The organism is Stenotrophomonas maltophilia (genome assembly GCF_006974125.1).
GTDB classification, from domain to species: Bacteria; Pseudomonadota; Gammaproteobacteria; order Xanthomonadales; family Xanthomonadaceae; genus Stenotrophomonas; species Stenotrophomonas maltophilia_O.
This window is the reverse complement of the sequence record NZ_CP037858.1, coordinates 1,177,275-1,199,760: the sequence shown is the minus strand read 5'-3', so window position 1 is coordinate 1,199,760 and position 22,486 is coordinate 1,177,275. Positions and strand designations below refer to the sequence as shown.

The window sequence follows — 22,486 nt, the reverse complement described above, 5'->3', positions numbered from 1 at the left end:
ATCGTTGACCGGTTTGGAGGACAATGCAGGCCTGATCACCCGCAGGAGCCACGCCCATGATGGAGCGTTACGACGTCGGACCGCGCATGTCCGAAATGACCGTGTACAACAAGGTCGCCTACCTCTCCGGCCAGATTCCGGAAGACACCAGCCAGGACATCACCGGGCAGACCCGGCAGGTGCTGGCCGAGATCGACAAGCTGCTGGCGCTGGTGGCCAGTGATCGCCAGCACGTGCTGCGCGCCGAAGTGTTCCTGGCCGACATGGCCGACTTCGACGGCATGAACAAGGCGTGGGACGAGTGGGTGGTCGAGGGCGCGACCCCCGCCCGCGCAACCTTCGAAGCCAAGCTGGCTCATGCCGAGTGGAAGGTCGAGATCGTGGTGACGGCGGCCGTGCCGTAACTGCGGGATGGGGGCAGATCCCTTTCCTGCGGAAAGGGATCTGCCCCCTGTTACAGGCGCACCAGCTCGATGCAATCCACCGGGCATGGTGGAATGCACAGCTCGCAGCCGGTGCACAGATCGGCAATGACCGTGTGCATGTACCTGGCGCCGCCGACGATGGCATCCACCGGGCAGGCCTGGATGCACTTGGTGCAGCCGATGCAGTCGGCTTCCACGATCAACGCCACCTGGGCCGCCTTGTGTTGGCCGCGCGAACGATCGAACGGAATCGCCGGGACGCCCAGCACCTGCGCCAGCGCCCGTGCACCGGCATCGCCACCCGGTGGGCAGCGGTCCACGCCTGCTTCGCCACGCGCCATCGCCTGTGCGTACGGGCGGCAGCCGTCGTAGCCGCATTGCCCGCATTGGGTCTGCGGCAGCAGGCGGTCGAGGCGTTCGGTCAGGGGCGGGATCAGGCTCATGCGTGGCGAAGGCTGCGCGGTGGGTTCATTTCAGGGGTTTGCCACGGAACCAGCGCTCGTGGGCCAGCGCCAGCATCGGCTTGTCTTCAGAACTGTCGCCGTAGGCATGGATGCGCACGTAACGCGACAGATCGAACTGGCGACGGATGTGCTCAACCTTGCGCGGGCCGCAGTCGCCACCGGCATAGCGACCGGTCAGGCGTCCGTCCTGGCTTTCCAGCCGGTTGCAGATCAGCTGCAGACCCAGCTGCTCGCACCACGGCCGCAGGTACAGGTCCAGCGAGCCGGACACGATCACCACAGTGTGCTGCTGTTCCTTGTGCCAGCGGATCTGCTCCAGCATTTCCGGGCGCACCACGTCGGGCAGGAACTCACGCGAGAAGCCGGCCGCCAGCGTGGCGATGTCGTCACTGTGGCGGTCGCTGAAGGTCAGGCGGGTGACGCGCACGCGGATGCGTTCGGCCGAGATCAGCTTCAGCTTGTACGCGAGCAGCCACGGGCCGACCTTCCACCACGCCTGCGCCAGTTGTTCGGCGGTGGCCACGCGGCGCAGGAAACGGCCATAGGTATCGCAGGTAGTCACGGTGTGGTCGAAGTCGAACAGCGCCAGTTCCATTCCGTTGCCTCCCATCGCGTTGCCCCGTGGCCGGTGCTGCCGGCGGGCGTGGCCGCAACCACGCCCGCTGCAGGCATCAGCGGACCGGCATGCCTGGCTGTGCGCCGCTGTCGGCGTCCAGCAGCGCCAGCGCGCCGCCGTCGAAACCGGCCGACAGGATCATGCCTTCGCTCAGGCCGAAGCGCATCTTGCGCGGGGCCAGGTTTGCGATGAACACAACGCTGCGGCCGACCAGCTTTTCCGGCTCGCCGTAGCTGGCGCGGATACCGGAGAAGATCTGGCGCTTGCCCAGTTCACCGGCATCCAGTTCGAAGCGCAGCAGCTTGTCCGAACCGTCCACGAACTCGCAGGCCAGCACCTTGCCGATGCGCAGGTCGAGCTTGGCGAAATCGTCGATGCCGATGTAGGCCGGGGCATCGGCGCTGCTGGCTTCTTCCTTGGCCGGTGCCGGTGCGGGTTTGACCGCTTCGGTCTTGGCGGCGGGAGCGGCGGCAGCGGCCGGCTGCAGGGTGTCCTTGGAGGCGTCGATCATGGCGTCAATCTTCTTCGGGTCGATACGGGTGAACAGCGGGGTGTATTCGGTGATGCGGTGGCCCAGCAGCGGCTGCGCCAGGTCGGTCCAGTCGTTCACCGGTGCGGCCAGGAAGGCCTCTGCCTGCGCGGCGGTGGCCGGCAGCACCGGCTTCAGGGCGGTGACCAGCACGCGGAACAGGTTCAGGCCCTGGCTGCACACGGCCTGCAGCTGCGCATCGGCGCCTTCCTGCTTGGCGATCACCCATGGCTTGACGTCGTCGATGTAGCGGTTGGCTTCGTCGGCCAGGGTCATGGTCAGGCGGATCGCCGCGGCCGGGTCGTTGCGCTCGTAGGCTTCACGGATCGGCGCCAGGCCATCGACGAAGCGCTGGTACTGCGCCGCGTCGGGCAGCTGCGCGGCCAGCTGGCCATCGAAGCGCTTGCTGATGAAGCCGGCGCAGCGGCTGGCCAGGTTGACGAACTTGCCGACCAGGTCGGCGTTGACGCGGGCGATGAAGTCACCCAGGTTCAGGTCGAGATCGTCGACGCCACCGCCGGACTTGGCCGCGTAGTAGTAACGCAGCGCTTCCGGTTCCAGGCCGGCGTCGAGGAAGGTACGCGCCATCACGAAGGTGCCACGCGACTTGCTCATCTTGGCGCCGTCCACGGTCAGGTAGCCGTTGACGTGCAGACGGGTCGGCGCGCGGTGGCCGGTACCGTGCAGCACCGCCGGCCAGAACAGGCCGTGGAAGTTGACGATGTCCTTGCCGATGAAGTGGTGCAGCTCGGTGGCGGTACCGGCACGCAGGTGTGCTTCGAAGTCCTCGCCGATCCTGCCGCACAGGGTCTGGAAGCTGGACAGGTAGCCGATCGGCGCATCCAGCCAGACGTAGAAGTACTTGCCCGGCTGGCCGGGAATCTGGAAACCGAAGTACGGCGCATCGCGCGAGATGTCCCATGCACGCAGGCCACCTTCGGCATTGAGCCATTCACCGAGCTTGGCCTTCACGCCCGGCAGGGCGACGTCGCCGGCCAGCCATTCGCGCAGGAACGCGTCGAAGTGGCCCACCTCGAAGAAGAAGTGCTCCGAATCGCGCATTTCCGGCGTCGCACCGGAGATCACCGAACGCGGCTCCTTCAGGTCGGTCGGCGCATAGGTGGCGCCGCACACTTCGCAGTTGTCGCCGTACTGGTCGGGGCTGCCGCAGTTCGGGCAGATGCCCTTGACGTAGCGGTCGGGCAGGAACATGCCCTTGGCCGGGTCGTAGAACTGCGCCACCGAACGACGGCTGATGTGGCCGGCCGCTTCCAGCTTCAGGTAGAACTGCTCGGTCAGCGCCTTGTTGGCCGCCGAATTGGTCGAGTCGTAATGGTCGAAGGCGACGCCGAACGCGGCGAAGTCACGTTCGTGGCTGGCCTGGATGTTGGCGATGAAGGTTTCCGGGGTGACCCCTGCCTTTTCCGCGGCCAGCATGATCGGCGTGCCGTGGGTGTCGTCGGCGCAGACGAACCAGGCCTTGCCGCCGCTCATTCGCCGCGCACGCACCCAGATGTCGGCCTGGATGTAGCCGACCAGGTGGCCCAGGTGCAGCGGGCCGTTGGCGTAGGGCAGGGCGGTGGTGACGAGCGCGGTACGGGTCATGGTCGCGGGGTGGATCCGAGGGGAACCGCAGAGTATCGCATGCCCGCAACGAGGTGACCCGGCCGGGGCCGGGTCACGGGGGTGAAGCGGGGCCGGGCGCTTACTCGCGCTGCCAGGTCTGCGCGCGGCAGATGAAGGCGATGCAGCCGGACACGTCCAGCTTGGTGCCGCCCGGCTGCAGCTCCATCTTCGACTTGTAGGTCTTGCCGTTGGCCGGGTCGAGGATGGTGCCACCGGACCACTTGTTGGCGCCGTCGGCCTTCAGGTTCCAGAGGATGGTCATGCCCTTCACCGGCTTGTTCCTGTTGGCGCCTTCACATCCGTCACAGACCGGGTTCGGGCCCTTGTCCGAGTGCAGGATGTCGACCACCTTGCCGGTCAGCGTGCCGTTGGCGGCCTCGGTGATCTCGACGATCGACTTCACCTTGCCGGTCTTGTCGTCGATGGTCTTCCAGCGGCCGGCGGCACCATCGGCGGCCTGCGCCGAGAGCGCGGCCAGGCACAGCGGCAATGCCAGCAGCAGGGTCTTGAAGGTCTTGCGCATGGTCCCCTCCCAGGGTTCATTCCGGCACGATGCCGGTACGGGTCGACTGTATACCCATTCGGCGGGGTATGGGGAAGTGGGGGCTTTGCAGGGCTGCGCCCTGCACCTGCGGTAGTGCCGGCCGCTGGCCGGCAACCTCAACGGCAACGGCAAAAGCAAATGCGGCTATTCCGTGGGATGGCGGGGTGGGTCCGGTTGCGGGGGACGCCGTAAACCCATCCCTGGGGGCTTGGCCGCGGCATCCATGCCGCGGACACCCCCGCAACCGGACCCACCCCGCCTTCGACAGTTTCCGGAGATCTGTCGGAATGGCTCGGCCTGCTCTTGGTGGGTGTCGACCTTGGTCGACACGTACGATCCATGCCATGCATGGATGAATCTCGATTGAAAAACGCTCAACCGACTTCGTACAACTCCAGCGGCAGGTCGTCAGGATCGGCGAAGAAGGTGAAGCGTCGGCCGGTGTACTCGTCCACGCGGATCGGTTCGCAGGTCACGCCATGCGCGGCCAGGCGCTGGATGAAGGGTTCCAGTGCAGTCACCCGGAACGCGAGGTGGCGTAGGCCCTGGGCTTCCGGGCGGCTGGGACGGGGCGGCGGCGAGGGGAAGGAGAACAGTTCCAGCTGGCCGCCGTCGGGCAGGGCCAGATCGAGCTTCCAGGAATCGCGTGCGGTGCGATGGTTCTCCGCCAGCACGCGCAGGCCGAGGATGCGCACGTAGAAGTCCTTCGAGCGTGCGTAGTCGCTGCAGATCAGTGCGGCGTGGTGGATGCCCAGCAGGGCATCGGAATCGGCGGTCATTGCAGGGTGTCCAGCCAACGCTGGGCGATCTTCAGTGCCAGCGGATAGGGTTCTGGGTCGTTGCGGTTGGTCAGCACGATCACGGTCAGGTGCTTTTCCGGGTGGCGCACGATCACGTTGCGGAAGCCGATGCTCTCGCCGCTGTGCCATTGCACCGGGCCGTTCAGGCGCCAGCCGAAACCGTAATGCGGCACGTCCGGTTCCGATGTGGCCGTGGCCGGGCTGAACATCGCGCGGCGCGAAGCCTTCGACAGCAGGCGATCGTCATACAGCGCGGCGTCCCAGCGGGCGAGGTCGTCCAGCGAGGAATAGATGCCGCCGTCGCCTAGCACGGCGCTTGTGGTGCTCTGGTCGGTGCGCTGCCAGCGGCCATCGATCCGGCTGTAGCCATAGGCGCGTGTGGCGACCGTGTCCACGCCGTCCTGGTGGGCCACGGTATGCGCCATGCCCAGCGGGCGGAAGATGCGCTCCTGCAGGAAGGTCGCGTAATCCTTTCCGGACGCGCGGCCGACGATCAGTGCCAGCAGCGCGTAGCTGCTGTTGCTGTAGCGGTACTGCGTGCCCGGTGCGAAGTTCAGCCGGTCTTGGCGCGACAGCAGGGCCAGTACATCGGCATCGTGCACCTGCCGTGTGTCCGCCGGGGCCATCAGGTCTTCGTAGTCGAGCAGGCCGCTGGTGTGCGACAGCAGTTGGCGGAGGGTAATGGCCGCTGCGGCCTGCGGCAGTTCCGGAAGCCAGCGCCGCGCCGGCTGGTCCAGCCCAAGCCGGCCGTCCTCCACCAGCAGCAGCACCGCCGCAGCGGTGAACTGCTTGCTGACCGAGGCCAGCCGGAAGTTGCTGGCGGGGGTCACGGCAGTACCGTCTTCCACCACCGCCAGGCCATAGCCGCGACGGAACACCGGTTGCCCGTCGTGCAGTACCAGCACCGCGGCGCCAGGAACCTGCCCATCGTAGGCCTGCATCAGGCCGTCGATGCCGGCATCCGGTGGGGTCAGCTCTGGTGCGGCGGAACTCGCCAGTGGCAGCAGGCCCAGCACGGCGGTGAACAGGGCGACGGCAGGGCGCATGGCGGCTCCGGAAGCGTCAGGGTGAAGGCGTGGGCGCAGCGCTGGCCGGCTGCGCCATCCAGCGCTCCATCTTGCGGTCCAGCACATCCAGCGGCATCGAGCCGTCCTTCAGCAGTTCTGCATGGAACCGGCGCAGATCGAAGGCTGCCCCCTGGCGTGCCTTGGCCTTGTCGCGCAGGGCAACGATGGTGGTCAGGCCGGCGACGTTCGACAGTGCCTGGCCGGGCTGGGCCATGATCCGTTCGACTTCGGCGTTGGCATCATCGCTGCTCATGTCCACCGTCTTCTGCAGGTAGGCCACGGCCTGCTGCTTGCTCCAGCCCTGTGCATTGACGCCGGTGTCGGCGACGACGCGTGCGGCGCGCAGCAGGCGTGAGTACAGGTAGCCGATACGGTCGTAGGCATCGGTGTAGACGCCAAGGTCTTCACCCAGCGTTTCCGCGTACAGGCCCCAGCCTTCGACGAACGCCAGATCGCCACCGAGGCGACGGAAGCGCGGCAGCTTGGCCAGTTCCTGCTGCAGGCCCAGTTGCACGTGATGGCCGGGAATCGCTTCATGCAGGTACTGCACCGGCACGCTCCAGCGCTTGCGGCTGGGCAGGTCGCGGGTGTTGATGTACAGCACGCCAGGCTGCCCGGCCGGCGACGGCTGGTAGGCGGCAGCGGCGGCGGTGAGCGCACGTTCCGGTTCCACCGCGCGCACTTCCAGTGCGGACTTCGGCAACGTATCGAGTACCTGCGGCAGGCGCGCGTTGACCTGCTGCTGCACCTGGCGGTAGCGGCTGATCAGTGCATTGGCATCGCTGTACTGGAACTGGCGATCGTTGCGCATGCTGCGCAGCAGCTTGGTCGGCGTGCCACGCAGCTTGGCGTCCTTCATCACCGTGGCGATCTGTGCCTGCAGTTCCTCCACGCGCTGCTCGCCCAGCGCGTGCAGCTGCGCGGCGGTCTGGTCGCTGGCGGTGGTCTGCACGATCAGGTTGGCGTACCAGGCCTGGCCGTCGGGCAGCGCGCCCATGCCGCTGCTGGCGCGCGTGGCCGGCAGGTACTCGGTGGCGATGAAGCCGCGCAGGGCGCGGTAGGCGGGCATGATCCGCAGCTCGATCATGCGCTTGTATTCTGCGCTGATGCGCGCCTTGTCCTCGGCCGCAATCGTGTTCGGCATGGTGCGGATCGGCGACCAGAAGATGCTCTCTTCAGCGGTCGGCTTGATCACCGCATCCAGCTGCGGCAGCACCTTTTCCATCAGGTCGCGCGGCTGCACCACGCCGGCCTTCATGCCCTGGCGCATGTTGTCGATGGCCTGGTCGAACAGTTCGGGAATGCCGAGCGAGCGGCGCGACCAGGTGTCGTAGTCCTGCACGGTGTTGAACGGCTGCGCGCCGGCGCCGGAGCCGAGGATCGCCATGATGCTGCCGATGTTGTAGTACTGGCTGATCGGCATCATCCAGCTTGGGTAACGCTCGGCAGCCAGCGAGGCGCGCGCGTCACGTACGAAGATCTCGTAGCTGAGCAGGTCCTGGCCCTGCAGGCCGTCGCTGCCAAGTTTTTCGACTTTGCCCAGCCACTGCGTGGTGAAGTCGTGTGACTGCTGGCGCCAGGCGGCGGACAGGATGTTGGGCAGCTGGTCGTTGTAGCGCGGTTCGCCCTGGAACGTGGCCTGCAGCGGGTTCAACCGCATCGAGGCATCCCAGTATTCGTCGTACAGGCGCTCCAGCTGTACCTGCTTGGGCACGGCACGGGCCGGTGCGACCGGACGCGGCGCAGCGCGGCGCGCCGAACTGCCACGGGCCGGTGCGGTGGCACGGGCGGGCCTGGCCTTGGGCTTGGCGGCCTGGCGGGTCTGCGCAGCGGCAGGGCGGCTGGCCTTCTTCTTCGCTGCTTCGGCCGACGGCACGGCACTGAACAGGAACAACGCGGCAATGGCAGCGGCCAGGACGCGGGGGGAATACGGCATCAAGAAGCTTCCGTGGAACACAGACCGTGGAGCTTGCACGATCCGCGCGCGTACGGCCAGCGTGAAGACGCAGTCAGCTGGGTGGCGCTGGGGCTTCAGTCAGCCGCGGCGGCGGCACGCAATGCCGCCGCGCGATCGGCGCCCAGATAGCGGGTGATGGCCCGCCGCATCAGGTACAGCAACGGAATCAGGGCGATCGCAAAGCCCATCTTGTACACATAGTTGACGCTGGCGACCGCAAGGAACAGCGAGGTCGGCCAGTGCTGCGGGCCCAGCACGAACGCGATCCAGATCACCACGAGGCTGTCCACCACCTGCGAGACCGCGGTGGAACCGGTCGCGCGCAGCCAGACATGGCGTTCCCCGGTGGCCTGACGGATGCGATGGAACACCGCCACGTCGATCAGCTGGCCCAGCAGGAATGCCACCAGCGAACCGGCAATGGTCCACATGCCCTGGCCGAACACGGCTGCGAACGCGGCCTGGTAATCGGGCACGCCGTGGCCCTCCATCGAGGTGACCCACCAGCTGGCCGGCGCCAGCGAAATGGCGGCGAAAGCGAACAGGAAACCGTAGCCGATCAGCACCACCGCCAGCCACGAGATGAAGCGCACGCCGCGCTTGCCGAAGAACTCGTTGATGGTGTCGGTCATGATGAACACCACCGGCCACAGCAGAGTGCCGGCGGTGAAGCTGAGCGAGCCGGTCTGGCCGAACAGGTTCCAGTTCAGCGGATCGATGCCGAGGGTATCTTCCAGCGCGAAGATCTTCACCCCGATCAGCTCGGCCAGCACCGCATTGCCGCAGAAAAACGCGGCCAGCACGATGAACAGCAGCACCGCGCGGTCCTGCAGCGGGCGCTCGATCGGCGCTGCGGTCATTCGGCGCGTTCGCCGGCGCGGGTGAACGGCACGCTGGACGGTGCGACGGCGCCGCCGGAAATGATGAAGCTCATCGCCTGGTCGACGGTCCAGTCGGTGGGCGTCAGCAGCTCCACCGGCACGATTTCCAGGTAGCCCGAGGTCGGGTTCGGCGTGGTCGGCACATACACCGCGGCCAGCTCACGGTCGGTGCCGTGTTCCTTGATCACGCGGGTGACCAAGCCGACCGACTTCATGTCGCGGTGCGGGAAGTCGATCAGCACCACGCGCTGGGTGCTGCCCGGTTCGGTCTGCAGCATGTCCAGCAGCTTCTTGGCACTGTCATAGATGATGCTGGCCAGCGGGATGCGCTTGATCACCGCGCCGACCCAGCGCAGCAGTCGCTGGCCCAGCACGCGGCGGCTGGCCACGCCCACCGCCAGGATCACCAGCAGGGTGGCCAGCAGGGCGATGGTGTCCTGGATCCACTCGGCGCGGACCCAGCCCAGATAGTGCGGGAAGCTGGTTGCGATCTGTTCGGACAGCGGCACCACCAGCGGGCTGGAGATGCCCGACAGCAGTACGAACACGAACTTGACCACTACCCAGGTCAGCCAGATCGGCAGCAGGGTCAGCAGGCCGGTCAGGAACAGGCGCTGCAGGGAGGGGCGGGGGACCAGGGCGGGGGCTTCGAGCGACATGTGCGCATTGTAGCGGTCACTGCCGCTCGATTACGCTGGCGGATCGACTGCGGCAACGAGCCATGGAAGGGAAGCTGTGTTGAAGATTCTGCGCGGACTGGGATGGACCCTGGCGGGCCTGCTGGTGCTGGCCATCGTGGTGTGGTGCGCCTCACGCATGTGGCCGGTGCCGGAATCGCGGTTGCAGGCCCAGCAGCGGCTGGAAGCGCGGCTGCCGGCGAGCGGGCGCAATGGTTATCCGCTGTTGTGGACACTGGCTTTTGACGACCTGGATGGCGGCCAGCGCGAGCAGGCGTTGGCCGAGGATGTGCGGCGCTGGGACGCCGACCCGGACGGTAACAGTGTTACCCGCCCTCATCAGGCCGCCGGCCACCAAGGATTGCGCTCGCGGGCGGCCGCCAGTTGCGGGCCGGCGGCCCGCGACTGCCTGGCCCAGGTACGCGCCGACCCGCAGCGCTTCGTCGACGCCCATGCGGGTCATCACCAGTTGCATGCGCGGCTGGATGCGCTGGCCGACGCGGACCACTTCGTGTCGCCGTTCCAGCCGAAGCGGGAGGGCATCCTGGTGCCGATGCCGACCTACGGGCTGGTGGTCGATGCCACCAGCGCACGCGCGCTGGCGTTCGTACAGGGTGACATCGACGGTGCCCTGCGCGGCAGCTGCCGGGGAGTGCAGCTGGGCCGGCGGCTGGTGCCCGGTGGCAGCTATCTGTTCGACAGCATCATCGGCGCAAGCCTGGTGCAGGCCAATGCGCAGCTGCTGGCCGACATGCTGGTTGAACTGCCTGCCGATCACCCGCTGCCGGCCGAATGCGAACAGGCCATGCAGCCGATGCGGGCCGACGAGCAGAGCCTGTGCCGTGCGATGCAGGGCGAGTATGCGATGAACCGGGTGGCGATCGAGACCTCGGCGCGGGAATTCGGCGGCGTGCTGGTACTGGACCGCAGCAGCACCCTGGCCCGTGCGGCCGGCAATCTCGGTTGGGCCTGTGGCGCGACGGCGACCGCTGCGCTGGAGGCGGACCGTCCGTTGCCGGTACCGGCGCCGCTGCAGCGTGACTTTGGTTGCCTGTCGAACGTCATGGGCTGCCTGTTGACCGACATTGCAGGTCCGGTCTATCCGGCCTATTCATCGCGCACCCAGGACGCGGCGGCGATGCTGCGCCTGCTGGGCGCACAGCGCTGGCTGCGGCAGCAGCCGGGGGATCCGGTAGATGCCCTGCAGCGGTTGCCGGCGCAGTTCGCCTCGCCGGTGCGGGCGCCGCAGGTGTCGGCGGATGGCCGCCATCTGCAGGTGCCACGCCGCTCGCCGTCCCGCAGCAACGACGAAAGCCCGTGGCTGTCGGTGCCGTTGGTGGCCGGCGCCGCCCCAACCTCCGCTGCCCGCGACTGAGAAGCGGATCAGTCGTCGCTGACCTGCGGATCGAACGCCCAGCCATCTCCAACGGTCTGCAGCGTCCAGCGGCGGTTGCTGCGCAGTGGCTGCCAGCGCACGCTTTCCTTGTCGTCCTCGATGCTGCCCTCGGTATGCCTCACCTTGCGCGTGGAAAAATTCACGCTCACCGAAGTGGCCTGTCCTGAATTGCGCATCACCGAGTTCTGGTCGTAGCCGATCAGCGCGAAGGCAGCGTCCTGCCAGCGGAAGGTGAAGGTGGTGGTACCCATCGACCAGCTTCCCGCGCTGGAGAAGGAAAACAGCGCCACCCTCAACGTGCCGCGCTGGATGCTGACACCGCCATCTTCAAGCGGGTCGCTCATCACCGGGTTGTCCGGGCGCGGAATCAGCTGATGGTCCTGCACCGCCAGCACATAGCCGGCCGGGCGTGACCACGCCACGGCGAGAATGCGCGGGTTGCTGTCGTATGGCGATGGGCCGAAGCCATCGTGTTCGATGACATTGCGCGGGTCCTGCTGGCGCAGCACCAGCACCAGGTCCGCGCGGCCATCCTGGTCGAGATCGCCTTCGATGCTGGACTCCAGCGTCCAGCCCTCGGGCACGAAGCCGGCGGTACTGGCAGCCTGGGCCGGCAGCGTCGGGTACTGCACCGGCGGCAGGTCGAGTGCATGGGCCGCGCACGGCAGGGTGCCCAGCAGTGCTGCAAGGGTGTGGGTGCGCATCGGAGCCTCCATGGCAGGGGGCCAGAGGATAGCGCCTGTACGGTGGATCAGCGCGCGTGCGGCTTCAGGCGCAGGTACACCTGCTTGCGGACCTGTGCGACCACCTCGCCGCTTTCATCGACCACGTCGTTGCTGAACCAGCGCAGCACCTTGTCGCCGCTGGCGGCTTCCGCGCGCAGTTCGTCCAGCAACGCGTCGTCGATGCGGAATGATGTGCGTACGGTGCCGCGGCCGGGCTTGAGGAAGTCGATGGCGCCTGCGCGGTCCCACACGTAGTAGTCGCGGCCGAGGATGTGCAGCAGGCCGAGCATCCAGAACGGATCGGTCATCGCGAACAGGCTGCCACCGAAGTGGGTACCAACGTAGTTGCGGTTCCATGGCCGCAGGCGCAGCTCGACATCGATCTGCCGGTAGTCGGGGGTGATGCGGGTGACGTGGATGCCGGTGAACAGGAAGGGCGGCCAGAGGTTGATGCCGAAGCGGAACAGGCGGGCGTTCATGCGGATCCGGGGGCGCTGGGCGAGGTGTCCAGTCTAACCATTCGCATGCGTATGTTGCACCCCGGTGGCACCGGTCACGCGCCGCCGTCGATCACATACCCGTCGCGTCCATTCGCTTTGGCCTGGTACAGCGCGGTGTCGGCCCCTTCGACGAAATGATGCGGTTGCAGCTCGCCTTCCGGTACCCGGGTAAACACGCCGATGGTGAGCGTCACCCGATCGTCGCTGCCATCACCATGTGCCGGCAACGCACGTACGCAGTCGATCAGGTCCTGGATCACAAGCCGCGCGCCCTCGGCCGGGGTATCGGGCAATACCAGCGCGAATTCATCGCCACCGTAACGCGCGGCCATGTCGCGCGGACGCCGCGCATGCGCGCCGATCAACCGGGCGACGTCCCGCAGCACGCGGTCGCCGACCTGGTGGCCATGGCGGTCGTTGTGGCGCTTGAAGTGGTCGACATCGATCAGCGCCAGGCTCAGTGGCTTGCCGTTGCGTCGTGCGGCGTCGCATTCCTGCTGCAACGCCTGTTCGAAGCGCAGGCGATTGCCAAGGCCGGTCAGTGCGTCGCGGTTGGCCTGCCGGTGCCAGGCCGAAATCCGCCAGATCGCCCAGGCCAGCAGTACCAGCAGGACGCCCAGCAGGGCGGTGGCTGGCGCCCACCAGAGGTTGCTGGTGCGCAACAGCAACCAGCTCAGCAGAGGGGCAAGCGGCAGCGAACACAGCGCCGCCAGCCACGGCAGGCGCAGGCCGAGCAGGATCACGCACAGCGCCACCAGCACAGCGCTGATGGTGTGCTGCCAGAAGCGGGGCAGCACCTCGATCTGCTTGTGCTGCAGCAGCATCGAGGCGATGTTGGCCTGGTACTCGCTGCCGCTCATCCAGAACTCGCGGGTGGTCGGGGTCAGCAGGCGCGGTGCGATGCCGCTGGCGGTCATGCCGACGATGATGCGGCGGCCATGCAGCATCGCCATGTCCACGTGGCCATCGAGCACGTCTGCGTAGGAAACCTGCGGCAACTGCTCGGGAGGTCCGGCATAGCGCACCCGCACGTAGTCGTTGCGCCGCCATTGATAGGGCGAGCCCACCTCGGGATCAGGGTCGGGCAGCCCGCGCACCGCGCCCGCGGGCAGGCCGGTCAGGGCCAGCCCGAGCGCCGGCCAATGCGCCTTGCCGATGCCCGCATGCAGGTAGATGCCGCGGGCGACACCGTCACTGTCCACCTCAACGTCGGTGTGGCCGATGGCGGCGGCACTGGCTGCGATCTGCGGAACAGGCAGCATTTCCTCTGCCATGCGATCACCGGCTGCCGGTGCGGCCAGCACCGGCAGCACCACCCGGCCATTGCGACGGATGGCAGCGGCCAGCGCCTCGTCCTGGCGGCTGTCGCGGCGGTCCGGCTCGGACAGCATCAGGTCCAGCGCGACCCGTTCGGCACCGGCATCGGTCAGGCGATCCAGCAACCGGGCGTGGACCGAGCGCGGCCACGGCCATTGGCCGATGCGTTGCAGGCTGCCTTCGTCGATGGCCACGATCAGCACGCTCGGGTCGGGTCGATAGTCCCAGTTGCCGACCATCGCGTCGTAGGTGGCCTCGTCCTGCCGCCACAGCCATTGGCCCTGGCTGGCGACGATGGTCAGTATCCCGGCCAGCATGGCCAGCAGGATCCGCTTCGACCATGGCAGCGGCGAGCGCCTCACAACAGCAGCCACAGCAGCAGGGCACCACCGCCGGTGCCATAGCAGAGGCGACAGGGCAGGGCGATCTGCTGGGCAGGCGAGAACTCGCCGGCATGGCCGTCATCGTCGATGTACTGCACGCGCACATGCAGGGTGCCGCGCCACGGACGCTTGAAGCTGACCTGCGGTTCGGCCACGGTTTCGTCGACCAGGGGGGGCCTTGAAGTCGCCGCGGCGGTCGACCTGCACGCGATAGCGCTGGCCTTCGCTGCCGGCCTGCCAGCGCAGGGTCAGTTCACCGTGCGCGGCCTCGGGCGGTTGCAGCGCAGGATCGACCGGCTCGTTGCTCAGCTGCAGTGGCAGGGCCTGGCCATAGCGCCCCTGGTGCCCACTGGCATCGCGGGAGGCGACCCGCCAGAAGTAGTGACCCGGCGGCAATGGCTGCGCCAGGCGCAGATCGGTGCCGGTGCTGGTCTGTTCCTGCAGTGGCTGTACGAAGCTGGAATCAGCCGCGATCTGCAGCACGCTGCTGTGCGCACCGGGGGCCTGGCTCCAGCGGAAACGCGGGCGGTCGCTGTTGATTGTCTGTCCGTGCAGCGGGGCCAGGGTCAGCGGCGGTGGAGGCTGGTCGCTGAGTTCGAAGTCGGCACTGGCGTCGATGCCTTCCACACCCTGCGCATCGACTGCGCGCAGCAGGATGCGCAGCTGGCCTGGCGGCAGATCGCCGATGGCCAGGCGGGTATCGGTGGTGGTGGCAGCGAACAGCAGGATCTCCGGCGTGGCTGCCTGTACTACTTCAATGCGGTACTGCGCGGCGCCGGTGACCGGAGTCCATGCCAGCAGCGTCGGCAACGGGGCCAGGCGCAGTTCATCGTTGCGCAGCTGCGGTGCCGGCAGCAGTGCGGAGACTGCGTCCGGTGCGGCGTCTGCGCTGGCGCTGCGGGTGGCCTGTCCCGGCTGGACCATGCGCTGGCCATGGGTGTTGCCGACCTGCACCTTGCCCTGCAGGACCTCGGTGGCCGCGACATCACGACCGTCGCCGGCACTGACCCGGAAGACGGTGCCGCGCACGCTGCTGGTGGCGGTGGGCGCATCGATGATGTAACGCGATGCCGGGCCGCGCGCGGGCGTCACCCGATTGCTGGCCCGGCCCTGCTGCAGGCGCAGGCGGGTGTCGACCATGCCGGTGTGGCCATAGCGGCTGAGCTGGTCCAGGCGCAGGCGCGAGTACTCACGCAGCTGGAGGCGCGACGCATCGGCAAATTCCAGCGTGACGCTGGATTCGCCCTCGGTCTGCACGGTGTCACCGATGTGCAGCTGCTCGCCGGCCTGGATGGCGCGGCTGGCGCTGCCGTCTCCGCCGGACAGTTCGACCTTGCCGCGGACCGAGAGCACCCGCGCCGGTGCCGGTTCGGTGCGCAGCCAGCTGATCGGAAAGCGCAGCAGCTGGCCGGGCGGCAGCCGGTAAGGGTTGTCGATGCGGTTGTGCTGCTGGAGCTGTTGCCAGCGCACCGAGGGTTTCAGATACACGCCACCCAGATCCCACAGGGTGTCGCCGGGACGGACCCGGTAGTTCCAGTCCTGCGCGGCGGCGATGGCCGGCAGCAGGAGGAGGGCACAGAACAGGGCGCCCTGGAAGCGCATGGCAAACAACAGCGAGCGGACGAAGGTCACAGTTTTGCAATCCCGGCAATGCGGGGGTGCAGCTGCAAGACCCCATGGCCCCGACCTCATCCCCCCGAACGGATCGTGGCGGCCGTACGGCCGCCATCGCGCGCATTATTGCCCGCGTCCAGTGCAGGGATTCTGAACGAACCCGGCTTCCGTTCAGAACAGCAGGGAAGCCATCCTGCGGCGGTACTGGCCGACCAGGTCCTCGTCGGAGATCACATTGAAGGCGTCGATCAGCGCCCTGCGCGGCAGGCCTTCCTCGAAACTCCGGTCGATCCGCAGCATTTCCAGGAACTGCGCCAGCGCGGCTTCGTCATGGCCGCCAAGCAGCAGCTGCACGCCGCGCAGGTGGCGGGCCTTGAGGTCCTTGCCGTCGGCGGCGATACGCGCGTCCAGCACTTCGGCGGCCGGGGCGTCCTTCAGCGCGGCGGCAAAGGACAGGCGGGCGCGGGCGCGCACGGCGCGGTCGTCGGTGGCCAGGTTGGCGGGCAGGCCGTCGATCAGCGTGCCGGCTTCGTCCACGCCGCCAATCTGCAGCAGGGCCAGGGCCAGGTCGAGCTTCAGCTCGTCCTTGTCCGGCTCGGCGGCGATCTGCGCACGCAGTACGTCCACCTGTGCCTGCGGATCCAACGGCGCTTCGTCCTCGGCGGCAGTGTCGCCGACGTCGGCCGGCACGATGCCGTGCTGGGCCAGGAACTCACGCAGCTGGCCTTCCGGGATGGCGCCGGGGAAGCCGTCCACCAGCTGGCCGCCCTTGACCAGGAACACGGTGGGCACCGAGCGGATCTGGAAGGCGGCGGCGATCTGCTGTTCCTTGTCGACATCGACCTTGGCCAGCTCGAAGGCGCCGTTGTATTCGGCGGCCAGTTTTTCCAGCATCGGGCCCAGGGTCTTGCAGGGGCCGCACCACGTGGCCCAGAAGTCCACCAGCACCGGCGTCTGCAGCGACTTCTGCAGGACTTCGGCCTCGAAGGTCGCAGTGGTGGCGTCGAATACGTAGGTCGTCTCGGTCATGGGGGAGGCATCGATTGGCATCTGGAGATCGATTCTATGGTGACGATCGATGCCAGTCTCAACCCGGACTGCGGCAAATGCCCGACAATGCGTCGTTCCCGCCGCCGTTGCTCCCGGAGCCTGCATGACCTCCCCGTCTTCCTTGTTGCGCCTGTCCGGCCTCGCCGCCGCACTGCTGTTCGTGCTGGCGGTGCTGGGCTTCGGCGCCGGCCTGGACGGCTATGCACAGGCCCGTCACCCGGTGGCCCTGCTGGGCGCACACGGCGTGCCGCACGCGCTGGCCTTCAATCTGCTGGGCTTCGTGTTGCCGGGCCTGCTGGCGGGGGTGGTGGCCGAGTGCCTGCGCCGGCGGCTGCCTGCCACGGCCGGCTGGGCACCGCGGGTCGGCAGCCAGATGCTGCTGCTGGCCGGCCTCGCATTCGCTGCAATGGGCCTGCTGCCGCTGGATGTGGACGACCTGCACGGGCCGGCCAGCCAGCTGCATGCCAGCGCCTGGATGATCTGGGTGCTGGGCTTCGTCACCGGCACCCTGCTGCTGGGCATTTTCAACATGCGCCAGGTGCACGGCCGTGTTCAGGGTGGACTGTCGGTGGCCTGCGGGGTGCTTGCGGCACTGGCGGCCTTCGCCCTGCAGGGCCTGGTGCCCGCACCACTGGCACAGCGCGTGGCGTTCGCCTGCTGGGCGCTGTGGCTGGTGGTTGCGCTGCCGCTGTCGCGACCGCGCTGAGACGGATCGTGGGCGCCGGCGGCGACAGTCGTGGCCAGCCGGGATTGGAGCCCTATGCCGCACTGCGGTACGCTGTACCGCTTTGCCGCCGCATCCGCGTGTTCCATGACCAGCGCTGAAACCAACGCCTACGACCCGCAGCAGGTTGAATCCGCCGCCCAGCAGTACTGGGACGCCACCCGTGCCTTCGAAGTGGACGAGACTTCGGACAAGCCGAAGTACTACTGCCTGTCGATGCTTCCGTACCCGTCCGGTGCGCTGCACATGGGCCACGTGCGCAATTACACGATCGGCGACGTGATCAGCCGCTACAAGCGCATGACCGGCCACAACGTGCTGCAGCCGATGGGCTGGGACGCGTTCGGCCTGCCGGCGGAGAACGCGGCGATCAAGAACAAGACTGCACCGGCGGCCTGGACCTACAAGAACATCGAGCACATGCGTGGCCAGTTCAAGGCCATGGGCTATGCGGTGGACTGGTCGCGCGAGTTCGCCACCTGCCGCCCGGACTACTATGTCCACGAGCAGCGCATGTTCACCCGCCTGATGCGCAAGGGCCTGGCCTACCGCCGCAATGCGGTGGTGAACTGGGATCCGGTCGACCAGACCGTGCTGGCCAACGAGCAGGTCATCGACGGCCGTGGTTGGCGTTCCGGCGCGCTGGTCGAGAAGCGCGAGATCCCGCAGTGGTTCCTGCGCATCACCGATTACGCCCAGGAACTGCTGGACGGCCTGGATGAACTGGACGGCTGGCCGGATTCGGTCAAGACCATGCAGCGCAACTGGATCGGCCGCTCCGAGGGCCTGGAAATCCAGTTCGACGTGCGTGACATCGACGGTGGCGTGCTGGATCCGCTGCGCGTGTTCACCACCCGTCCGGATACCGTGATGGGCGTGACCTTCGTGTCGATCGCCGCCGAACATCCGCTGGCGCTGCACGCGGCGAAGAACAATCCGGAACTGGCTGCGCTGCTGTCGGAAATGAAGCAGGGCGGCGTGTCCGAGGCCGAGCTGGAGACCCAGGAAAAGCGCGGCATGGACACCGGCCTGCGTGCCATCCATCCAGTCACCGGCGAGAAGGTGCCGGTGTGGGTCGCCAATTTCGTGCTGATGGGCTACGGCACCGGTGCGGTGATGGCGGTTCCTGGCCATGACCAGCGCGACAACGAAGTGGCCAACAAGTACGGCCTGCCGATCGTTCAGGTCATCGCCCTGAAGGACCCGCGCAACGACGACGAGCGCACCTGGGATGGTGCCCGCTGGCAGGACTGGTACAGCGACAAGAGCCGCCAGACCGAACTGGTCAACTCTGCCGAATTTGATGGGCTGGATTTCCAGGGCGCCTTCGAAGCCCTGGCCGAACGCTTCGAGCGCAAGGCCCAGGGCCAGCGCCGCGTCAACTATCGCCTGCGCGACTGGGGCGTGAGCCGCCAGCGCTACTGGGGCTGCCCGATTCCGGTGATCTACTGCGACAAGTGCGGTGCGGTACCGGTGCCGGAAGAGCAGCTGCCGGTGGTGCTGCCGGAGGACGTGGCGTTCTCCGGGACCGGTTCGCCGATCAAGACCGATCCGGAATGGCGCAAGACCACCTGCCCGGAATGCGGCGGCGCTGCCGAGCGCGAGACCGACACCTTCGACACCTTCATGGAGTCGAGCTGGTACTACGCCCGCTACACCTCGCCGGGCGCTCGTGATGCGGTCGACAAGCGTGGCAACTACTGGCTGCCGGTAGACCAGTACATCGGTGGCATCGAACACGCGATCCTGCACCTGATGTATTTCCGCTTCTACCACAAGCTGCTGCGCGACGCGCGGATGGTGGACAGCAACGAACCGGCACGCAACCTGCTGTGCCAGGGCATGGTGATCGCCGAGACCTACTACCGCCCGAATCCGGACGGCTCGAAGGACTGGATCAACCCGGCCGATGTGGAAGTGCAGCGCGACGAGCGTGGCCGCATCACCGGCGCCACCCTGATCGCCGACGGCGAGCCGGTGGTGGTCGGTGGCACCGAGAAGATGTCCAAGTCGAAGAACAACGGCGTGGACCCGCAGGCGATGGTCGACAAGTACGGTGCCGACACCGTGCGCCTGTTCTCGATGTTCGCTGCCCCGCCGGAACAGTCTCTGGAGTGGAACGAGGCCGGTGTGGACGGCATGGCGCGCTTCCTGCGCCGCCTGTGGGCCCAGGTGCAGAAGCACGCCGCCGACGGTGCCGCACCGGCGCTGGATGTGGCCGCGCTGGATGCCAACCGGAAGGCGCTGCGCCGCAAGACCCACGAGACCATCGGCAAGGTCGGTGACGACTATGGCCGCCGCCACAGCTTCAACACCGCCATCGCGGCGGTGATGGAACTGATGAACGCGCTGGCCAGGTTCGAGGACAGCAGCGAGCAGGGCCGTGCGGTGCGCCAGGAAGCGCTGCAGGCCATCGTGCTGCTGCTGAACCCGATCACCCCGCATGCCAGCCACGCCCTGTGGCAGGTGCTGGGCCATGGCGAGACGCTGCTGGAAGACCAGCCATTCCCGCAGGCAGACACCGGTGCGCTGGTGCGCGACGCGCTGACCCTGGCCGTGCAGGTCAACGGCAAGCTGCGTGGCACCATCGAGGTGGCCGCCGATGCTGCACGCGAGCAGGTCGAATCACTGGCCCTGGCCGAGCCGAATGCGGCCAAGTTCATGGAAGGCCTGACGGTGCGCAAGATCATCATCGTGCCGGGCAAGATCGTGAACATCGTCGCCGCCTGATGTACCCCGCATCCGCCGCCTGCAGGGTGGCGGGTGCCCTTCCGGTGCGGGGCCACGCAGTTGATGGCCCTGCATTCACGCGGCTTCGGGCAGGCTGTGTGTTGCCGTGATCGCCCGGCTCCGCCAGACTGTCTCCATGACCCGAATCCTGCTTGCCCTCGTTCTTGTCCTCGGCCTTGCCGGCTGCGGTTTCCATCTGCGCAACAAGCTGATGCTGCCGACCGACACGGCGCCGGTGAAGGTGGTCTCCACCGCGCCTTACAGCGAACTGGTCAAGCTGCTCAATCGCAGCCTGCTGGCATCCGGTGCCAAGCTGGCAGACGAGGACAGCAAGGGGCCCAGTACCCAGCTCCAGGTGCTGTCCGAACGCTGGGGTGACCTGCCGATCGCCATCGACTCGCAGGGCCGTGCGCAGGAATACAGCCTGCGCTATGCGGTGATCTTCATCTTCCGTCGCGAGGACGGCAGCGAGCTGGTGCCGCAGCAGGTGATCGAACTGTCGCGCGACTACGTCTCGCCGCCGACCGACGCCACCGGTACCACCACCGAACGCGAAATCCTGGCCGATGAGCTGCGACGGGAAATGTCCGCATCGATCATCCGCCGCATCGACAGCGTGGTGCGTGCCGAGATCGAGAAGGGCGGCAGCCTGTCGGCGCCGAAGGCCAAACCGCTTGAAGGCGCGGTGCCGGCCGAGCCGGTCCCCGCAGCCAAGCACTGAGTCGCGGCGATGGAACTGCGTCCGGAGCAGCTGGCCAGCCAGGGCGCTGACACCCCGCTGGCGCCGGTCTACCTGATTGCCGGCCCGGAAACCCTGCGCGTGCTTGAGGCGGCCGACGCCATCCGTGCGCGCGCGCGCGCCGCGGGCATCGGCGAGCGGGAAGTGTTCGACGCCGATGGCCGTGATTTCGACTGGAACCAGCTCGACGCCAGCTTCAACGCGCCCAGCCTGTTCAGTGCCCGCCGCCTGGTCGAGGTGCGCCTGCCCAGTGGCAAGCCCGGCAAGGACGGGGCCGAGGTGATCAGTCAGTTCTGCGCCAACCCGGCACCGGACGTGGTGCTGATGATTACCGCCAACGAATGGAGCAAGGCCCACCAGGGCAAGTGGGCCGAGGCGGTCAATCGCATCGGTGTGCTGTCGGTGGCCTGGGCGATCAAGCCGCACGAACTGCCGGACTGGATCGAGCGCCGCCTGCGTGGCAAGGGCCTGCGTGCCGACCCTGCCGCCGTGCAGCGGCTGGCCGAGCGGGTGGAAGGCAACCTGCTGGCCGCTGCGCAGGAAATCGACAAGCTGGCGCTGCTGGCCGACGGCCAGCCGCTGGACGTGGAACGGATGGAATCACTGGTGGCCGACGCCGCGCGCTATGACGTCTTCCGGCTGCTGGAAGCCACGTTCTCCGGCCAGCCGCCGGCGGTGCTGCGCATGCTGGCGGGCCTGCGTGGCGAGGGCGAGGCCGTGGCCGCACTGATGCCAATGGTGATCCGCGAGCTGTTGGCCGGTGCCGGCCTGGCCCGGGTACAGGCGCGCGGCGGCAATCTGGCCGCCGAAATGAAATCGCGCGGCATCTGGGAATCGCGGCAGGCGCCCTACAAGCGTGCGCTGCAGCGGCATCCCGAGGGCAAGCGCTGGGAGCGTTTCGTGGCCGAGGCCGGACTGGTCGACCGTATCGCCAAGGGGCGCGCCGACGGTGACGCTTGGCTGGCGCTGGAACGCCTGCTGGTAGCCGTGGCCGAACCGCGTGCCGTGCGCCTGCTGGCGCGGGCCTGAGTGATGAGCCTGCGGATCTATTACGGGGGCACCTTCGATCCGGTGCACCTCGGACACCTCGCTATCGCACGTGCTGCCCGTGACGAACTGCAGGTCGCTGTACGCATGCTGCCGGCGGCTGATCCGCCGCATCGCTCGGTGCCGGGCGCAACCGCTGACCAGCGCTTCGCCATGCTCTCGCTGGCCATCGGCGATGAGCCTGGCCTGCTGCTGGACCATCGTGAACTGGACCGCGCCATCCGCTTTCCCGGCCGCCCGTCCTACACCGTCGACACCCTGCGCGAACTGCGCGGCGAGCTGGGCCCCAGCCGGCCATTGGCCTGGCTGGTCGGGGCCGACAGCCTGCTGGGCCTGACCCGCTGGCATGAATGGGAGGCGCTGTTCGGCCTGGCCCATTTCGTGGTGGCCGAGCGCCCGGGCAGTCCCCTGCAGGCCTCGCTGGATGGCGAACTGGGCCGCGCCCTGGAAGGGCGCTGGGCCGACAACGAGCAGACCCTGTTTGCCAGTCCGGCCGGGCGCATCCTGCGCCTGCATCATCCGCTGCGCGAGGAATCGGCCAGTGCCGTGCGTGCACAGATTGCCGGCGGCGGCCCCTGGCGGGCGTTGCTGCCACCGGCCGTGGCCGACTATGTGGCCGCGCATGGCCTGTACCGCTCCCCTACGCCGTGAATGCCGCCGCCCCGGCTTGCCCGT

22 protein-coding genes are annotated in these 22,486 nt (G+C 67.7%); 7 read left to right on the top strand and 15 right to left on the bottom strand.

Annotated elements, in window-relative coordinates; genetic code table 11:
• Positions 1-56 precede the first annotated feature (56 nt).
• Positions 57-404, top strand: a complete 348-nt coding sequence (locus EZ304_RS05530) for a RidA family protein (RefSeq protein WP_142806505.1) — start codon at positions 57-59, stop codon at positions 402-404.
• Positions 405-454: 50 nt separating this feature from the next.
• On the opposite strand, the gene rnfB is transcribed toward EZ304_RS05530, so the two are convergent.
• From rnfB to EZ304_RS05485, 9 genes are all read right to left on the bottom strand, one after another.
• Positions 455-868, bottom strand: a complete 414-nt coding sequence (gene rnfB, locus EZ304_RS05525; protein WP_099552091.1) for an Rnf electron transport complex subunit RnfB — start codon at positions 866-868, stop codon at positions 455-457.
• Positions 869-893: 25 nt separating this feature from the next.
• Entirely contained in the window at positions 894-1,484 is a 591-nt protein-coding gene (locus EZ304_RS05520) for an HAD family hydrolase (RefSeq protein ID WP_099552090.1), read from the bottom strand.
• Between the two features lie 76 nt (positions 1,485-1,560).
• Positions 1,561-3,639 (bottom strand): methionine--tRNA ligase, encoded by a 2,079-nt coding sequence (gene metG / locus EZ304_RS05515; protein WP_142806504.1) that lies wholly within the window; start codon positions 3,637-3,639, stop codon positions 1,561-1,563.
• Positions 3,640-3,739: 100 nt separating this feature from the next.
• The gene (locus EZ304_RS05510; protein WP_099552088.1) at positions 3,740-4,183 is read right to left on the bottom strand and encodes a DUF2147 domain-containing protein; all 444 of its coding nucleotides are present in this window, start codon (positions 4,181-4,183) and stop codon (positions 3,740-3,742) included.
• Positions 4,184-4,578: 395 nt separating this feature from the next.
• Positions 4,579-4,983, bottom strand: coding sequence for an SMU1112c/YaeR family gloxylase I-like metalloprotein (gloA2, locus tag EZ304_RS05505; protein ID WP_099552087.1), 405 nt, complete (start codon positions 4,981-4,983; stop codon positions 4,579-4,581).
• Entirely contained in the window at positions 4,980-6,050 is a 1,071-nt protein-coding gene (locus tag EZ304_RS05500) for a serine hydrolase domain-containing protein (protein ID WP_142806503.1), read from the bottom strand. The genes gloA2 and EZ304_RS05500 overlap by 4 nt, the downstream gene beginning before the upstream one ends.
• Positions 6,051-6,066: 16 nt before the next feature.
• Positions 6,067-8,007 carry a DUF885 domain-containing protein gene (locus EZ304_RS05495; protein ID WP_142806502.1) on the bottom strand — a complete coding sequence of 647 codons (1,941 nt, stop codon included), beginning with the start codon at positions 8,005-8,007 and terminating at the stop codon, positions 6,067-6,069.
• Between the two features lie 95 nt (positions 8,008-8,102).
• A complete protein-coding gene (locus EZ304_RS05490) occupies positions 8,103-8,888 on the bottom strand; it encodes a queuosine precursor transporter (RefSeq protein ID WP_142806501.1) in 786 nt (261 codons plus the stop codon).
• Positions 8,885-9,568, bottom strand: coding sequence for a DUF502 domain-containing protein (locus EZ304_RS05485; RefSeq protein WP_049427719.1), 684 nt, complete (start codon positions 9,566-9,568; stop codon positions 8,885-8,887). Before EZ304_RS05485 ends, EZ304_RS05490 begins: the two co-directional genes overlap by 4 nt.
• A gap of 76 nt (positions 9,569-9,644) precedes the next feature.
• On the opposite strand from EZ304_RS05485, the gene EZ304_RS05480 reads away from it, so the two are divergent.
• Positions 9,645-10,961, top strand: a complete 1,317-nt coding sequence (locus EZ304_RS05480; RefSeq protein WP_142806500.1) for a hypothetical protein — start codon at positions 9,645-9,647, stop codon at positions 10,959-10,961.
• Positions 10,962-10,969: 8 nt separating this feature from the next.
• Here the strand turns inward: EZ304_RS05480 and EZ304_RS05475 are convergent, their stop codons facing one another.
• The 6 genes from EZ304_RS05475 to trxA all read right to left on the bottom strand — a co-directional run bounded on the left by EZ304_RS05475 (position 10,970) and on the right by trxA (position 16,550).
• Positions 10,970-11,686 carry a hypothetical protein gene (locus tag EZ304_RS05475; RefSeq protein ID WP_142806499.1) on the bottom strand — a complete coding sequence of 239 codons (717 nt, stop codon included), beginning with the start codon at positions 11,684-11,686 and terminating at the stop codon, positions 10,970-10,972.
• 47 nt (positions 11,687-11,733) lie between these two features.
• Positions 11,734-12,186 (bottom strand): DUF4442 domain-containing protein, encoded by a 453-nt coding sequence (locus tag EZ304_RS05470; protein ID WP_049427725.1) that lies wholly within the window; start codon positions 12,184-12,186, stop codon positions 11,734-11,736.
• Positions 12,187-12,260: 74 nt separating this feature from the next.
• Positions 12,261-13,886 carry a CHASE2 domain-containing protein gene (locus EZ304_RS05465; protein ID WP_142808073.1) on the bottom strand — a complete coding sequence of 542 codons (1,626 nt, stop codon included), beginning with the start codon at positions 13,884-13,886 and terminating at the stop codon, positions 12,261-12,263.
• Positions 13,883-14,005 carry a hypothetical protein gene (locus EZ304_RS21085; protein WP_260678280.1) on the bottom strand — a complete coding sequence of 41 codons (123 nt, stop codon included), beginning with the start codon at positions 14,003-14,005 and terminating at the stop codon, positions 13,883-13,885. The genes EZ304_RS05465 and EZ304_RS21085 overlap by 4 nt, the downstream gene beginning before the upstream one ends.
• The gene (locus tag EZ304_RS05460) at positions 13,986-15,539 is read right to left on the bottom strand and encodes a FecR family protein (RefSeq protein WP_260678279.1); all 1,554 of its coding nucleotides are present in this window, start codon (positions 15,537-15,539) and stop codon (positions 13,986-13,988) included. Before EZ304_RS05460 ends, EZ304_RS21085 begins: the two co-directional genes overlap by 20 nt.
• Positions 15,540-15,692: 153 nt before the next feature.
• Entirely contained in the window at positions 15,693-16,550 is an 858-nt protein-coding gene (trxA, locus tag EZ304_RS05455) for a thioredoxin (protein WP_142806498.1), read from the bottom strand.
• 124 nt (positions 16,551-16,674) lie between these two features.
• On the opposite strand from trxA, the gene EZ304_RS05450 reads away from it, so the two are divergent.
• From EZ304_RS05450 to nadD, 5 genes are all read left to right on the top strand, one after another.
• Positions 16,675-17,277: a DUF998 domain-containing protein gene (locus tag EZ304_RS05450; RefSeq protein ID WP_099555042.1), complete on the top strand. Its 603-nt coding sequence runs from the start codon at positions 16,675-16,677 to the stop codon at positions 17,275-17,277.
• A gap of 105 nt (positions 17,278-17,382) precedes the next feature.
• A complete protein-coding gene (leuS, locus tag EZ304_RS05445) occupies positions 17,383-20,025 on the top strand; it encodes a leucine--tRNA ligase (RefSeq protein ID WP_142806497.1) in 2,643 nt (880 codons plus the stop codon).
• A gap of 136 nt (positions 20,026-20,161) precedes the next feature.
• Positions 20,162-20,746 (top strand): LPS assembly lipoprotein LptE, encoded by a 585-nt coding sequence (gene lptE / locus EZ304_RS05440; RefSeq protein ID WP_099555040.1) that lies wholly within the window; start codon positions 20,162-20,164, stop codon positions 20,744-20,746.
• Between the two features lie 9 nt (positions 20,747-20,755).
• Entirely contained in the window at positions 20,756-21,793 is a 1,038-nt protein-coding gene (gene holA, locus EZ304_RS05435) for a DNA polymerase III subunit delta (protein ID WP_111112142.1), read from the top strand.
• Positions 21,794-22,462 carry a nicotinate-nucleotide adenylyltransferase gene (gene nadD, locus EZ304_RS05430; protein WP_185959219.1) on the top strand — a complete coding sequence of 223 codons (669 nt, stop codon included), beginning with the start codon at positions 21,794-21,796 and terminating at the stop codon, positions 22,460-22,462.
• Positions 22,463-22,486 lie beyond the last annotated feature (24 nt).

Excerpts from the sequence above, each read along its gene's own strand:
- EZ304_RS05510 (WP_099552088.1), bottom strand. The coding sequence starts at position 4,183 with ATGCGCAAGACCTTCAAGACCCTGCTGCTGGCATTGCCGCTGTGCCTG.
- EZ304_RS05450 (WP_099555042.1), top strand. The coding sequence starts at position 16,675 with ATGACCTCCCCGTCTTCCTTGTTGCGCCTGTCCGGCCTCGCCGCCGCA.
- EZ304_RS05495 (WP_142806502.1), bottom strand. The coding sequence starts at position 8,007 with ATGCCGTATTCCCCCCGCGTCCTGGCCGCTGCCATTGCCGCGTTGTTC.
- EZ304_RS05500 (WP_142806503.1), bottom strand. The coding sequence starts at position 6,050 with ATGCGCCCTGCCGTCGCCCTGTTCACCGCCGTGCTGGGCCTGCTGCCA.
- trxA (WP_142806498.1), bottom strand. The coding sequence starts at position 16,550 with ATGACCGAGACGACCTACGTATTCGACGCCACCACTGCGACCTTCGAG.
- leuS (WP_142806497.1), top strand. The coding sequence starts at position 17,383 with ATGACCAGCGCTGAAACCAACGCCTACGACCCGCAGCAGGTTGAATCC.
- rnfB (WP_099552091.1), bottom strand. The coding sequence starts at position 868 with ATGAGCCTGATCCCGCCCCTGACCGAACGCCTCGACCGCCTGCTGCCG.
- EZ304_RS05490 (WP_142806501.1), bottom strand. The coding sequence starts at position 8,888 with ATGACCGCAGCGCCGATCGAGCGCCCGCTGCAGGACCGCGCGGTGCTG.
- EZ304_RS05470 (WP_049427725.1), bottom strand. The coding sequence starts at position 12,186 with ATGAACGCCCGCCTGTTCCGCTTCGGCATCAACCTCTGGCCGCCCTTC.
- lptE (WP_099555040.1), top strand. The coding sequence starts at position 20,162 with ATGACCCGAATCCTGCTTGCCCTCGTTCTTGTCCTCGGCCTTGCCGGC.
- gloA2 (WP_099552087.1), bottom strand. The coding sequence starts at position 4,983 with ATGACCGCCGATTCCGATGCCCTGCTGGGCATCCACCACGCCGCACTG.
- EZ304_RS05520 (WP_099552090.1), bottom strand. The coding sequence starts at position 1,484 with ATGGAACTGGCGCTGTTCGACTTCGACCACACCGTGACTACCTGCGAT.
- EZ304_RS05475 (WP_142806499.1), bottom strand. The coding sequence starts at position 11,686 with ATGCGCACCCACACCCTTGCAGCACTGCTGGGCACCCTGCCGTGCGCG.
- EZ304_RS05530 (WP_142806505.1), top strand. The coding sequence starts at position 57 with ATGATGGAGCGTTACGACGTCGGACCGCGCATGTCCGAAATGACCGTG.
- EZ304_RS05485 (WP_049427719.1), bottom strand. The coding sequence starts at position 9,568 with ATGTCGCTCGAAGCCCCCGCCCTGGTCCCCCGCCCCTCCCTGCAGCGC.
- holA (WP_111112142.1), top strand. The coding sequence starts at position 20,756 with ATGGAACTGCGTCCGGAGCAGCTGGCCAGCCAGGGCGCTGACACCCCG.
- metG (WP_142806504.1), bottom strand. The coding sequence starts at position 3,639 with ATGACCCGTACCGCGCTCGTCACCACCGCCCTGCCCTACGCCAACGGC.